A 13,711-nucleotide genomic window follows, 5' to 3' on the forward strand; every position below is an offset into this window, starting at 1 on the left:
GGGCCATGAAGATTGCTACCTTCAACGTCAACGGGATCAACGGGCGGCTACCCGCGCTTTTGAGGTGGCTGGAAGAAGCCAAGCCGGATGCCGTCTGCCTCCAGGAATTGAAGGCGCCGCAGGAGAAATTCCCTGACGTGGCCCTGGTGGAGGCCGGATACGGAGCGATTTGGCACGGGCAGAAGAGCTGGAACGGCGTCGCTATTCTCGCGCGCGGTCAAACGCCGGTGGAGACGGCACGCGGCTTGTCAGGAGAGCCCGAAGACACCCATAGCCGCTATATCGAAGGCGCTGTGAGCGGTGTCCTCATCGGCTGCCTTTATTTGCCGAATGGCAATCCTGCGCCCGGACCAAAGTTTGACTACAAGCTTCGGTGGTTCGATCGCCTCATTGCCCACGCCAATGAGCTGCTCCTGTCCAAAGCCCCAGTGGTTCTCGCGGGTGATTACAACGTCATGCCGACCGACCTCGACGTCTATAAGCCGGAGCGCTGGGTCGATGACGCTCTCTTTCGGCCCGAAGTTCGCGACGCTTTTCGCCGACTACTTGAGCAAGGCTGGACCGATGCGATCCGCGTACTGCACCCGCAGGAAAAGATCTACACGTTCTGGGACTATTTCAGGAACGCCTATAGCCGGAATGCCGGCCTCCGCCTTGATCATTTGCTCTTGAGTCCGTCGCTCAAGAAGCGCCTCATCAGCGCCAATGTAGACCGTGAAGTCAGAGGCTGGGAAAAAGCGAGCGACCATGCGCCGACATGGATAGAACTTGAGGATGACGAGAGGACGGCTTCACGCGGTCCCGACGCGACCGGAAAGACCCGGCATCGAGGATCTCCGCGCAAATCCTAAAACGCCAGACTTATGCCGCCGCCCAGCGCTCTGTCGCTGCCGCCCTGATACCAGGTGTCCTCTCCGTAGGCGGAGAGCCGAAGAGCCGCATTGAGGTTCCAATGGATGGTGCCACCGAAGCTGTTCTGACGCACATAGCTCCCGGCGGTATAGTTGCGATTTGCGGGCAGGTAAGATGCCACGATGTACACCTGGTCAAGAGGATGGAGCACGGCTATGAGCGTAACGCCGCGAATCGTTTGCGGCTGGTAATATTGCGTGGCGCTGATTGGTGTGATGTTCTCGAAGTTACCAAAAGCGTAGCCGATTTGTAGCTGCGGCAACCAGGCGGCGACATCGAGATCGAGTTTCGGCATGACCTGAGAAAAATTGCCCCGAACGTAGTTCTCGAAGGTGGTATCGGCCTCAAGCGCAACTCGCTTCTTGCCCTCGAAGCTCCAGGGCAAAACATACTGCGGCGATATATACGTGCTCCACTGATAGGTGTAGAGGGCATGGACACCTACGCCCGCGGTGACGTTGAGGCTGATGTCGTCGTTGGGCTTGTAATTGAACCCGCCAACAAAGTTAGCAAGGGTGATCGAGCCCTGTTGCTGGTAGAGTTCCTGGCCGAGAATCTTCCAGCTTTCGTTGATCCGGTAGAAGCCCTGGGCAGCTTCGGTGTACAGATCGCTTAGCGCTGGTCCGCTCGTCCAGCTCTGGATATTGCCGGAGATGGAGATCGGCAGGGGACCGGGTTGGCTCGCGAGACTCACCTGGTCTGACGTTGCCTGTAGATGCGAGGTGTCGCCGAAGAAGTGGATCGGCTCGGAGGCGTCGTCGCCCGCTGCGGAGGTCGCGGTCGCGGAGCAGGAGGCGGTGCTGTCGCAACCACTGGCCGTCGCAGGCAGGTAAGACGCCACCGCAAACACAACCACAGTAGCGGCGGCCCTAAGCTGCTGCCAGCCCCCATCGCCCCGGCGCACGCCGTAGATCCTCACCGTTCGCTTGAGGGAGGGAAATACCACTTGCCGTCGCGGATCGGCAAGAAGCTGCCGTCGTCTACGCCGACCTCCGACGCGATGAGATCATTCGTAACGGTATTCAGGGCAACCAGCTTGTCGCCATTCTTGACTGGATCGCTCGCAAGATTGTTCATCTCATCCGGATCCTCTTGGAGATCGTAAAGCTCCAGGTCGTTCTTGCCGAGTAACTCTTCCAGCGTTTTTGGAGTGTTGAACTGCATCGGGCCGAAATAGCGCGAGAAGCGGTATCGCCCGTCAAAGACGCTGCGGATCGCAACACGATCGTAGAAGTCCGGGTCGTTTTTCAACATTGTCTGGATCTTGTCGGCATTGGTCACCGAGCCGGAGAACATCAAGTCGACAAAGTGCTCTGCCCAGACGACATCCTGGTAGGAAAGCATATTGTAGTTGAACAGGGCAGCCGCCCGCAGGCTATCGGCCTTCGCTGCCGCCGGAGCCGCGAGCAGACCGGAGAAGTCACGCCCCTTGAGGCCGTCTGCCGCCTTGGCACGCGCGGTCTCGTCCAGCCCGGTGAGCGCGATCATCGTCGGCACGAGGTCGATCTGTGAAGTAATCGCTTCGCAGTCCATTCCACCGGGATAGGCCGGATGCACGATCATGAGAGGCACGTGGTTCTGCTCTTTGTAAGTGCAGTTCCCTTTGCCCCGCATCTGATGATGGCCGCCGAGTTCACCGTGATCCGCATTGAAGACAACAATCGTGTTTTTATCCATCCCGTTGTCCTCGAGCGCCTTGAGCACCTGCAATACCTGCTGATCACAGTCGCGGATGCAATTGTAGTAATAGTCTCGAAGCACATGCCACCGGCGATCCTCGTCGGGCCACTGGCCGACCATCATATCCTGGATCGATTGATAGATCGCATGGGCCTTGGGGCGGCCGGGCGCATTCAGGGGCTGGCTGCGATTCGCGGGCAGCGGCAGATCATCCCATCGCGTCTGATACAGTTTGTCTTCAGGCGTCGGGAAGATCGAGATGGCATATTTTTTGCCCTGGACCACGTGATCCGGCAGGTCGGAATTGATGTACATTACATCGTGCGGATTGACGAAATTGACGGCAAGGAACCAAGGCTGTCCTTTCGCTCGCAGCTCCTCACCCTGCCGGCGCATCCAGGTGGTCACGGTATTCGCCGTCATTCCGTCAAAGGTATAGCCGCCGAGACCGCTGTCGATGAGGTCGCCGACCCCGTAGAAATCGGCGAAACCGTAGCTCTCAATGATCTTGCGGTAGTCAGCGGTGGGCGCGTCGATCGCCGTCTTGGTCTGGTCGAGATTATAGCTGAGATGCCACTTGCCCTGGTAGGCAGCGTGATAGCCGAGCTCCTGCATGCGATCGCCGATCGTTCGCACGGACGTCGACATGTCAGGCTGCCACAGGTAGTTGAGATTGTCGAAGACGCCGGAATGCTGGATGTGCTCACCGGTGTAGATGACGGACCGCGCCGGCGAGCAGACACAGGACGCAGCCTGGTGATTGGTGAAGGTGATGCCTTTCGACTTCAACCACTCCCGCGCCGGCACCGGAAAAGGCCACTTCGGAAAGAAGTGCTCCTGATCGACCAGAATAAAGAGGATGTTGTAGCCCGCAGGCGGCGAATCGGGCGCCTGGATCGGCGCGGCCGGAGCCTGATCGGCTGCCCTGGCAGATCGTGCCGCTCCAGGAAATAAGTTGAGGCCAAGCAACGCCGCCGTCCCCGAGCCGAGAATCGCGCGACGGGATGGTTTGGGAAGGCCGTCCGGCTCTGTCATATAGTCAATCCTCTGTAGCCTAACTCAATCCTTTGCCGTTGCCTCTTCCTTATCCTGCACTATGCGCTCGTCTGCGCAGGATTGCCGGAGCACGGCGAGAATAACATCGTAAAATCGGCGGTCGAACTTTCGCTGGTTCGTAATACTCGATGACAGAAATATTTTTATCCGAAGGATTTTGGCCTTGCAATAGATTTCCATCTTAGTGGTGGAACCGGCATTTACGGGGATGTGACGGAGCTGTCGCCATGAACTTCGTTTGGTCATACGCCATTGCCTGTGCGTGATCTGCCCTTGCAGGAAGAGCTCAGCTTGCCGTCTATGCTTTCAAAACATGCCAGGGCATTGCAAAGGCCGGAACGAACGAGTCGCGTCCTGCATTAAGGCCGCTTAGTATCCCAGCGCGTTGGTGAGCGGGGCGCATGGGCACGCACCTCACATCATCGCGAGCACAGGGGAGGACAGTTGTGCAACTAGAAAAAATAGTTGATACGGCCAAAAAGATGATCCGCCTGCACGGAATGCGCGCACAAGCGATCGCTCAGGAGCGTGCGGACGAAATGCGGCATCAGGGCGACAGCGCCGACTTCGAATACTGGCAGCACGTCAACGGAGTGATCTGCGAATTGCGTCGGGAGGGGGCCTCCCTCCGGCCTGGCTGATCGGCCCGAACCTACACGCCGATTGCCCAGCGGGCGGTGTGCGGGGCGGGCTGCCGATCACGCAACTCGGGTGTCGTGGTCGGCACGATGGAGAGGTACGATGCATGCTCGGCCTCTCCTTTTTCTCGCACTTGTCCCTGTATTTGCGCTGTGCGCTGTGCGTGGCGTGGCTGAACCCGTTCAGCCAGATCGCGACGAGAGCCAGCTCGCCTACCGGCTGCAGGGACATGCAGGGCCCACTGTCGTCTTCGAGTCGGGGCAGGGTTTGGGTATGGCAAGCTGGGACCGGGTGGGGCCACGTCTCGCCGCATGCGTGAGGGTCGTCGTCTACGATCGTGCCGGCGTCGGCGCTAGCCCAGCGCGGCCGAACAACCTGCCTGTGATGGCTGACAGCGTCGCCGATGATCTCGCGCGGCTTTTGCGAATGATCGGCGCTGCACCGCCCTATATCCTCGTCGGCCATTCCCTCGGCGGGCTCTACGTCCAAGCCTTCGCGCGCGGTAATCCCAAAGATGTCGCGGCGGTTGTGCTGGTGGACGCCGCGAGCCCTTTGGAACCACCGGGTGTCTTCGTCTCAACCGCGCCGCTTACACCTGGTTCGATTTCCGCCGCTGAGGAAGCCGGCGTGGCACCCAGCGAGGCGGCCCTTCTTTCGGGACCGCCCTTCCCTCCGGTCCCCCTGATCGTCCTGGCGGCAACGAATCACGACGACACGCCGCAGCGTGAGGCGCTATGGCGGCAGGTGCAGTCGCGCACGGCCGCGCTCTCCCCGAGAGGTCACCTCGAAGTCGTCAACCACAGCGGCCACTTCATCCAGGTCGATCGGCCTGACGTCGTTTACGCTGCGGTGCTGGAGGCCGCGCGGCTAAGCGGCGTCATCTTATCGGGATGCTCGGCTAGCAATCCTCAAGAGAATTGACAGCGGAAGATGCCATGGAGGCGCCTTGGCGCCATCTCACTGCCTATACCTTCTAGGCATCCCCCTCACCCTACAAAGTCTTTTCCTCCCGCCATCATCAACGCTTAGATGTTTGTCGCCAGATTCCACCTGAGCACGAGCGGCGAAGCTGGCGGCAAGGTAGCCGACGAGTTGAAGGGAATCGAGCGGCGATGACTGCTCCCGCTCCCTCAGTTGAGATCAGTGCAACATTCGACTCCAAATAACAGCGCTAACGCTTAAGGAAATCCATGATGGCAAGCCTGACCAACAAAACAGCCCTCGTCACCGGAGGTTCGCGCGGAATTGGCGCAGGAATCGCAAAACGATTGGCCGCCGACGGGGCGAGTGTCGCGATTACCTACACCAAAGGTGCTGACGCGGCTGCCTCCGTCGTGACAGAGATCGAACGCGCCGGTGGAAAGGCGATTGCGATCGAAGCGGATGCCGCCAATGCCGAGGCAGTCACGGCCGCTGTGGAAAAGACAATCGCCACCTTCGGTCGGCTGGACGTGCTCGTGAACAATGCCGGCACCGCCATTCCGAAGCCATTCGAGGAAACAAGGCTGGAGGAGCTCGATAAAGTCATCAACATCAACCTTCGCGGTACGTTCATCGCGACACAAGCCGCGTTGCGGCACATGCAGGACGGCGGCCGCATTATCATGATTGGTTCTTGCGTCGGCGAACGCATGATGACACCCGGATTGGTTGCCTACGCGGCCACGAAAGGCGCAGTGAAGATGTTCACGCAGGGGTTGGCACGAGAAATCGGCAGCCGCGGTATCACGGTCAACAATATCCAGCCGGGTCCCATTGACACGGATCTGAATCCCGCCGCGGGTGATTGGGCGGCTCCGCAATTGGCCAATACGGCGCTCAAGCGCTACGGTCACGTCGAGGATGTCGCCGCGTTGGTGGCCTTCGTTGCGGGCCCGGAAGCAGCTTATATAACCGGAGCGAATTTGACCGTGGACGGCGGCACCAACGCGTGATTCGCGCGTGCTCGTCAGTCAACTTCTGCCCATAGGACAATAAGACAAGCCACGCCCAACAGCATCTCTGGAAAGGTGTATATCATCCGACTGTGCCGGCCGCGCTCACCGAAGACGGCGTTCAGGGTTTCTGAGGCGCCGTTCAGGACTTTCGGAGCGTCGTCGGTATAACCATGCGCGATATTGATCGAGCCCTCGAGCCGCACGATACGCCGGACGCGCTCCAGATTACCGACGGCATCCTTGAGCTGGGCGATGGCGTTCAAGGTGCTGAGCTTGCAAGCCTCAACGCCCTGATCGACCGTCAGTTCCCGCCCGATGGTGCCCTTGAACAGCAAGGTTTTGCCATCGCGCCAGGGCAACTGCCCCGACGTGTAGATCATGTTACCAGCGCGAACCCATGGCTCGTATGAGGCAACAGCCGCAGGGGGCGGCGGTAGTTCCAGACCAAGTTCGGCCAGCCTTTGTTCCGCGGTGGACATGTTCGTTCCTCCTTTTTTGCGTTGGCACGCTGCAGCGTGCATCTCCTGCTTCGGACAAGATACTGCTCGGCGTCAAGATCCCCACCACGCGAACCACGCGCTTGGATGGGTGAAGTCAGCACGATTATTGCGGGAAGGGACGTGACGGCCTAAGCTACGCTGGTGGAGTTGCTCGAATGGGTCTCGCCGGTAGCAGTGGGTAAATAGACATGTTCCGCGCCGTATTTTAGGCTGCCTTCGCCGTGGCGACGGCTGCATTCGCACAAGATGCGCCTGTCTTAAAGGAACCTGGGTAGGAAAGCCTATGGCCGTCTTCGTCGGAGCCAATCCCTACAGGGTGCCAGAACATAGCGGCCCCAATTTCCCGTCGAAATCGTTGCAATTCACCTTTGTCTTTGATCATCAGGAAGGAAACCGGTTCAGCGGCCAATCGACAGCCGGAATTTTCAGGGAAACCTTGATCGGCGCGATTGGCCCAGACAATCCGGCTTTTTCCTCGATGATGATGGGGAGTATGCTTTGACCTTGCGCGATGCGAATACGATGGACCTGTGTTACCGGCACTCCAACGAATCGAGCAAAGTCGTGGCATGCTTTACTGCGACGCGGGCGAAGCAGGTAGGGCGTGTCGGCTATCGAGAGCGGGGATAGACAATGAGCCAGAAGCAGTGGAGTCGGGTTGACGACTACATCGTCGACCGCCTCGTGCCCCAGGATCAGGCGCTCGAGGACAGTCTCGCGGCGAACAAGGCCGCTGGCCTGCCCGCCATCGATGTGTCTCCAAACCAAGGAAAGCTGCTGTATCTTTTCGCCCGCATGGCCGGTGCGCGGCGCGTGCTTGAGGTCGGCACTCTCGGTGGGTATTCGACGATATGGCTCGCGCGCGCCGTGCCCTCGGATGGTCGCGTCGTAACCTTAGAGGCCGAGCCCCGGCACGCGGAAGTGGCACGCCGAAATCTCGATCGAGCAGGAGTCGCCGATCGGGTCGACATCCGCGTCGGTCCCGCGCTGGACACTCTTCCGCAGATAGAGGCGGAGGGACTTGCTCCCTTCGACCTCATCTTCATCGATGCCGACAAGCCCAATAACCCTCATTACCTTGCCTGGGCCGTCAGGCTGGCACGGCCGGGCACGGTCATCATCGGCGACAATGTTGTGCGCGACGGTGCCGTGGCCGACGTGACGAGTGCGGATCCTGGAGTCATAGGAACGCGCCAGTTCTTCGACATGATCGCCGCAGAACCTAGGCTTGATGCCACGGCGATCCAGACTGTCGGCAGCAAGGGTTGGGATGGCCTGATGCTGGCGATTGTTCGCTAATCGTCACCAGGCTTACTGTCGTGCCAAACACCCCGTAGCCGCCGTGTACGGATCGCGTCAGCCGGCGGTGGATGTCGTTACCGCCAATTGCCGGCTCTGCCCGCCCGCTTTTATGCCTCCGCTGGAGGCCATGCCGCCGCCCGCAGCCCCATTCGTCGGCGACAGGCTGTAACCCTTGGTTTCTCCAAACGGCTTGTTGCTAACGGGTCCCGCGACCGCCGCGCGTGTTGTGGCAGGCGAAACGTCAGAACCTGACGCCGCAAAGCTGGCGGCCGGAGGCGCCAGTGCAAGAGCCGCCGCGAAGACCAGACTGTGAATTGGACGCATCGAATACTCCCGTCGAATGTGAAGTGGGGTGCAACCCACAACCGCGACGTGGTGAACGGCGGAACGTATCCAATGCCGGTTTCTGTGAAGGTTTAGCGGCGAAACAATGACACTCGAAGCAACTCCACCCCCACCCAAAAGGCGAACGTTCTGAGGATTGGGTTGTTCGGGGTGTCCGCCAGGGGTATCTTGGATGCAACAAGAGGCCGAAGACTGAGGGATGACCGTGGGCAACATCGATCGCCGCCATTGGACCGTTTCGGCCAAACTGGCAAGCTCGTAACGGGAAGGCGGCGTAACTCGCTATGCTAGACGGACCTAGTACCGACTATCACATCCTGACGGCGTCGGACGTCTCGGCCTATCTCGCCAATCACAGCACGCTTGCTGAGCACCTCGGCGGGCTGCCGTCCGAATGGGCATGCCGTGATGTCGCCGACGGCAATCTCAATTCTGTTTTCCTCATCGACGGTCCTGACGGCGGCCTGTGCGTCAAGCAAGCCTTGCCCTACGTCCGCGTGGCCGGAGAAAGCTGGCCGATGGACATAAACCGCGCCTTCTTTGAATATAGCTATACGAGCCGGCTCGAACCATTCGTCGGGACCCTTTTGCCGAAAATCTACCATTTCGATGAAGTTCAATTCATCATCGTCATGGAAAAGCTCGAGCCCCACGTCATTCTGCGCAAGGCGATGATCGAGGGAATTCATCATCCTCGCGTTCCAATCGACGTCGCTGCCTTTGTTGCCGCAGCGTCGTTCTATACCTCGGACCTTGCCGCGCCGTTTGAAGTGAAGTGCGCGGATCAGGCGATCTTCTCACGCAATGTCGCTCTGCAGCGCATTTCGGTCGATCTCGTCTTCATCGATCCTTATACGAGCGCGCTTCGCAACGTGATAAGCGAGCGTCTTGTGCCCTGGGCCGCTGCATTGCGTAACGATGTCGACCTGAAGGGAGCGGTCGCGCGCGCTCGGATTGCCTATCTGACCAAGGCGCAGTCGCTCATACATGGTGATCTGCACACGGGCTCGATCTTGGCAACACAAGACGACACGCGCATCATCGACGGTGAATTCGCATGGATTGGGCCGTCCGGGTTCGATGTCGGCAATTTTATCGCCCACTACATCATGGCTTGGTACGCGGAGCCGTTTCATCCTGCGGCGCCAGAGCCTGACAGGCGCTTCCGCGATTTGGTCGCCGCCGATATCGTGATCTTCTGGCAGCGATTCGAGGCGCAATTCCTAGGACATTGGCGTGCATTCAAAGGCGAGGCGGACGGCTTTCCGGCAAGCCATTTCGGTGATGCTGCCGCATCCTCGAGACTGGAAACCCTGCGCCGGGCCTACGTGGCCGATATCTTCTCGGACGCGCTTGCTTTTCTTGCGTGCAAGATCATCCGACGAATCCTAGGCTTCGCACAGGTCGCCGATTTCCTCAGTATCGATGACCTCGAGGCACGCTCGCATGCACAAGCCGGCGCGCTTGCTTTCGCGCGTTCGCTGCTGCTCTACCCCGAGCGCTATCGCGACATTGCCGCAGTGGTCGCCGCCCTTCCCCGCTTCGAGAATGCCGGCCTCTTCCCGACGGAGACACGCCATCTTTGATGCCGAGCCCCCGTGGCGGATGCAGTGTGTCGCCACGGAGATCACTCGATGGAAAGACTAGGTTCGATCGACCCGGCCAGAGTAGCAGCCCCGCTTGGCGTTGTGGACGTGGATGTATTCCACACTGGAGTTGACAAACATCCGGGCAATGACTGGCTCGATGTTCGCCCCCTCGACAAGATCCGCGTCGAGCATCATGCCCGCGGCATCATAGGCGCGTAGCGAAAGCGCACGTCGGCGCATGACCTCCGGCACTTGATCCATTTGGTTATAAGTCTCGGTTGCACCTTCGCGCACGAAGATGGCATGCGAAGCGCGGTAAGGCGTGTCGGCGGGTTGGCAGGTGTGATTGAGCAGAAGCAACGTTTCACCTAGCTCCGCGTCGCGCATCTCGATTCGGCAAGGGAAGCCTGGAACCTCGTCGGCGACGCAGCGTCTCGCGCCGTGTTTGGCCAATTCGTCGTCAGGCAGTCCGAAGAGGTGTTGGAAAGGCTTCGGCGACAGGCCGGTGATCCGGAAGGCCATGGAAATCTCCTATTCGTGACCGCCCCTTCCTAGGAGGCTGAGCGCGACGGCCACTATCCGCTTCTTGCTGTCCAATTCGGCTGGCAAATCCCTCTCGTGTGCTCTGCCCAACTAGTCTAGTTGTCGAGTTACAAAACGGGGGTCCAAACATGCGACGCCTTTGTCTGCGGCGAAATTGCCCTGCTCGCTTTCTCCTATGCCTCGTCCTTTGTTTGGGCGCCATTTGTTACGGTCTAGTTTGGCCGGCCAGCGCCATGGCCCAAGCCGCGTTGCCGACCGCCCTGTATCCCGTCGGAATGACACAACTGGAATTCGTCGATCCGGCCGAGGGCGGCAGACCTCTAGATCTTATGATGATTTATCCGGCAGCTCCGGCGGTTGGATCTGCTTCATTCAAGGTGTTCCTCGCCACCAACTTGCACCTGCACAAGGATGCCCCGATCGTATCCGATGGCCTCAAGCGTCCGCTCGTCATGTTTTCGCATGGGGCGGGCGGTAACGGCTCAGTCTACGCCTGGTTCGGCGAATATCTTGCATCGCACGGCTATCTCGTTGCGATGGTCTATCACTATCGAGCCAATACATTTGATTCGAGCGCGCTCTATGTGCGCAACAGGATTTGGCAGCGACCGCGCGACATCAGCCTGGACATTTCTTACCTGCTCCAGAACAAGGTCTGGGGTCCGCACATCGACCCGAACCAGATTGGCGTGGCGGGACATTCGCAGGGGGGATTTACCGCACTCTGGATCGGGGGCGCCCAGGTCAATCCGGATCTATTCGTGGCGTATCAGCGCGGATGGAAGAACAACGCGATCGTGCCGGCCTATCTGCGAGACCAGATGAGCCTCGACGCGGGCCCTACCCGAGCGCTGCGCGACGATCGCGTTAAGGCAGCCTTTGCGATGGCTCCTGGCGACATCCAGGGCTTCGGCATGGATGCGGCGGGGCTCGGGCAGATGGCGATCCCGGCCTACCTCATCGTCGGAGCCGGCGACACCACGACGCCACCCGAGGACAACGCGGCCTTTGCGGCAAAGTATATTCCGCAGGCTCAGCTCGACGTGTTGCCCGGCCAGGTCAACCACGAGATTTTCGACAATGAGTGCGACCAGATTGGACGCGACAACTATCCGGAAGCCTGCAACGACGCCCCCGGCGTGGACCGGGCGAAGCTGCACGAATACATCGGCAACGCCGCGTTGAAGTTCTTCGACAGGACCCTCGGGGTGCGGCGATAGGGCGCGGAGTGATGCGTAAGTCCCCGAACCGTGCGCCCGTAGCATGTGCGGCCCACCCCCGGAATCTGTTAACCCTCATGCGCTATATGACCATCTTTATGGTCATGAGTGTGATATGGACGCGATCAGTCTGGCAGACACCATGCACATCTGAGCGAGCTCGTCGATCGGGTCGCGTTTCCGGGCGGCAGCGAAGTTCGTCGATCAACAAGCGCTGAGGATTCGCGCCGCGGATGCCCTGCACCTAGCAACAGCTTCGGAGCATGGCGCCACGGTGCATGCGCTTGATTAGCGGCTCGCAGCGGCCGGCCCAGTGCTTGGCGTGCCGACTCGGCTGCTGGTACAATCAACAGTGAGGTAGTGGCAGGATAGCAGCAAACAACCGCCGCCGATCGCCCCTCATTCCCACTCGATCGTTCCAGGTGGCTTGCTGGTGATGTCGTAGGTGACGCGGTTGATGCCGCGAACCTCGTTGACGATGCGGTTGGCGACGCGGGATAGGAAGGCCATGTCGAAGGGATAGACATCCGCGGTCATGCCATCGGTGCTTGTCACGGCGCGCAGGGCGCAGGCCAGGTCGTAGGTGCGGCCATCGCCCATTACGCCGACACTGCGCACAGGGAGCAGCACGGCGAAGGCCTGCCAGATCGCGTCGTATAGCTTCGCTGTCCGCAGCTCCTCGAGGAAGATCGCATCCGCCCGGCGGAGGAGGTCGAGCTTCTCGGCGGACAGCGCGCCAGGGATGCGGATGGCGAGACCAGGGCCCGGGAATGGGTGGCGGCCGATAAGGGAGGGCGGCAGGCCGAGTTCCAGACCGAGTTTCCGCACCTCATCCTTGAAGAGTTCCCGCAGTGGTTCGACCAGTTTCATCCGCATGCGCGCCGGCAAGCCACCAACATTGTGGTGCGATTTGATGGTGACCGAAGGTCCACCCGTGAAGCTCACGCTCTCAATTACATCCGGGTAGAGCGTGCCTTGTGCGAGGAAGTCGGCGCCACCGAGTTTGACCGCTTCCTCCTCGAAGACATCGATGAAGAGGCCGCCAATGGTCTTGCGCTTAAGCTCCGGATCCGAGACGCCCTCTAGCGCGCTGAGGAACATTTCAGAGGCGTCGCGGTGAACAAGGGTGATGTTGAAGCGGTCACGGAAGACCTGCACCACCTCATCGGCCTCGCCCTGCCGCAACAGGCCGTGGTCGACGAAGATGCAGGTGAGCTGATCACCGATCGCCTCGTGAATGAGCGCCGCCGCGACCGCCGAATCGACGCCGCCGGAGAGGCCACAGATCACCCGCCCCTGCCCCACCTGCGCCCGGATCTTGGCAATCTCGCTCTGGCGAAAACCGGCCATCGTCCAGTCGCCGGCGCAGCCCGCGACGTGGTGCGTGAAGTGGCGAAGGATCGCCGCGCCATGTGGTGTATGCGCGACCTCGACGTGGAACTGTACGCCGTAGAAACGCCGCTCATCATCGGCGATCACCGCGAAGGGCGAGCCCTCGCTGGCCGCCACGGCCCGGAAGCCCGGCGGCAGGGCGGTGACGCGATCGCCATGGCTCATCCAAACCTGTTCGCGCGCGCCCGGCGCCCAGCCATCCGTGATGCCATCGAACAGCGCGCAGGGCTCGGTCACCTCGACAAAGGCGCGGCCGAATTCGCGGTGGTCATGCCCTTCGACCAGGCCGCCGAGCTGCAGGCACATCGCCTGTTGCCCGTAGCAGATACCGAGCACAGGAACGCCGAGGGTAAAGACAACCTCGGGAACGCGCGGGGAGACCTCCTCGGTGACGCTCGCCGGGCCGCCCGACAGGATAATGGCGCGCGGCGCAAATTCGCGGATGCGGGCTTCGCTCGCGCTGAACGGCCAAATCTCGGAATACACGCCGCTTTCGCGTACCCGGCGGGCGATGAGCTGCGTGAATTGGCTCCCGAAGTCCAGGATGAGGACGCGGTCAGCGTGAAGGGCGGCGGTGATCTGCTCCATGGCGCGAT

The 13,711-nt window shown here is 60.4% G+C and carries 14 protein-coding genes; 8 read left to right on the forward strand and 6 right to left on the reverse strand.

From position 1 onward, the window contains the following. The first annotated feature begins 5 nt into the window (after positions 1-5). Positions 6-851: an exodeoxyribonuclease III gene (xth, locus tag GSQ83_RS19680; protein ID WP_158804574.1), complete on the forward strand. Its 846-nt coding sequence runs from the start codon at positions 6-8 to the stop codon at positions 849-851. On the opposite strand, the gene GSQ83_RS19685 is transcribed toward xth, so the two are convergent. Both GSQ83_RS19685 and GSQ83_RS19690 read right to left on the reverse strand, forming a co-directional pair. Then, the gene (locus tag GSQ83_RS19685) at positions 848-1,816 is read right to left on the reverse strand and encodes a hypothetical protein (protein ID WP_158804575.1); all 969 of its coding nucleotides are present in this window, start codon (positions 1,814-1,816) and stop codon (positions 848-850) included. The genes xth and GSQ83_RS19685 overlap by 4 nt on opposite strands. Positions 1,817-1,827: 11 nt before the next feature. Then, positions 1,828-3,627 (reverse strand): sulfatase-like hydrolase/transferase, encoded by a 1,800-nt coding sequence (locus GSQ83_RS19690; protein ID WP_158804576.1) that lies wholly within the window; start codon positions 3,625-3,627, stop codon positions 1,828-1,830. 467 nt (positions 3,628-4,094) lie between these two features. On the opposite strand from GSQ83_RS19690, the gene GSQ83_RS19695 reads away from it, so the two are divergent. The 3 genes from GSQ83_RS19695 (at position 4,095) to GSQ83_RS19705 (ending at position 6,221) form a co-directional block, all read left to right on the forward strand. Then, the gene (locus GSQ83_RS19695; protein WP_158804577.1) at positions 4,095-4,289 is read left to right on the forward strand and encodes a hypothetical protein; all 195 of its coding nucleotides are present in this window, start codon (positions 4,095-4,097) and stop codon (positions 4,287-4,289) included. Between the two features lie 166 nt (positions 4,290-4,455). Continuing rightward, the gene (locus tag GSQ83_RS19700; RefSeq protein WP_216850365.1) at positions 4,456-5,208 is read left to right on the forward strand and encodes an alpha/beta fold hydrolase; all 753 of its coding nucleotides are present in this window, start codon (positions 4,456-4,458) and stop codon (positions 5,206-5,208) included. Between the two features lie 269 nt (positions 5,209-5,477). Beyond that, positions 5,478-6,221: a 3-oxoacyl-ACP reductase family protein gene (locus tag GSQ83_RS19705; RefSeq protein ID WP_254065795.1), complete on the forward strand. Its 744-nt coding sequence runs from the start codon at positions 5,478-5,480 to the stop codon at positions 6,219-6,221. 14 nt (positions 6,222-6,235) lie between these two features. Here the strand turns inward: GSQ83_RS19705 and GSQ83_RS19710 are convergent, their stop codons facing one another. Beyond that, entirely contained in the window at positions 6,236-6,703 is a 468-nt protein-coding gene (locus GSQ83_RS19710; RefSeq protein WP_158804579.1) for a RidA family protein, read from the reverse strand. Positions 6,704-7,007: 304 nt separating this feature from the next. On the opposite strand from GSQ83_RS19710, the gene GSQ83_RS19715 reads away from it, so the two are divergent. Both GSQ83_RS19715 and GSQ83_RS19720 read left to right on the forward strand, forming a co-directional pair. Then, positions 7,008-7,226, forward strand: a complete 219-nt coding sequence (locus tag GSQ83_RS19715) for a hypothetical protein (RefSeq protein ID WP_158804580.1) — start codon at positions 7,008-7,010, stop codon at positions 7,224-7,226. Positions 7,227-7,357: 131 nt separating this feature from the next. Then, positions 7,358-8,023, forward strand: a complete 666-nt coding sequence (locus tag GSQ83_RS19720) for an O-methyltransferase (protein ID WP_158804581.1) — start codon at positions 7,358-7,360, stop codon at positions 8,021-8,023. A 57-nt stretch (positions 8,024-8,080) separates the two neighbouring features. Here GSQ83_RS19720 and GSQ83_RS19725 read toward each other — a convergent pair whose 3' ends face one another. Beyond that, positions 8,081-8,350 carry a hypothetical protein gene (locus tag GSQ83_RS19725; RefSeq protein WP_158804582.1) on the reverse strand — a complete coding sequence of 90 codons (270 nt, stop codon included), beginning with the start codon at positions 8,348-8,350 and terminating at the stop codon, positions 8,081-8,083. A 305-nt stretch (positions 8,351-8,655) separates the two neighbouring features. On the opposite strand from GSQ83_RS19725, the gene mtnK reads away from it, so the two are divergent. Continuing rightward, complete coding sequence (gene mtnK, locus GSQ83_RS19730; protein ID WP_158804583.1) at positions 8,656-9,957, forward strand: S-methyl-5-thioribose kinase; 1,302 nt, start codon at positions 8,656-8,658, stop codon at positions 9,955-9,957. 57 nt (positions 9,958-10,014) lie between these two features. Here the strand turns inward: mtnK and GSQ83_RS19735 are convergent, their stop codons facing one another. Further along, positions 10,015-10,482, reverse strand: a complete 468-nt coding sequence (locus GSQ83_RS19735) for a DUF1203 domain-containing protein (protein ID WP_158804584.1) — start codon at positions 10,480-10,482, stop codon at positions 10,015-10,017. A gap of 254 nt (positions 10,483-10,736) precedes the next feature. Between GSQ83_RS19735 and GSQ83_RS19740 the strand changes: the two genes are divergently transcribed. Then, positions 10,737-11,723: a lipoprotein signal peptide gene (locus tag GSQ83_RS19740; RefSeq protein ID WP_158804585.1), complete on the forward strand. Its 987-nt coding sequence runs from the start codon at positions 10,737-10,739 to the stop codon at positions 11,721-11,723. A gap of 399 nt (positions 11,724-12,122) precedes the next feature. On the opposite strand, the gene guaA is transcribed toward GSQ83_RS19740, so the two are convergent. Further along, positions 12,123-13,703, reverse strand: a complete 1,581-nt coding sequence (gene guaA / locus GSQ83_RS19750) for a glutamine-hydrolyzing GMP synthase (protein WP_158804586.1) — start codon at positions 13,701-13,703, stop codon at positions 12,123-12,125. Positions 13,704-13,711 lie beyond the last annotated feature (8 nt).

This window comes from Acidisoma sp. L85 (assembly GCF_009765865.1).
Taxonomy (GTDB): Bacteria; Pseudomonadota; Alphaproteobacteria; order Acetobacterales; family Acetobacteraceae; genus Acidisoma.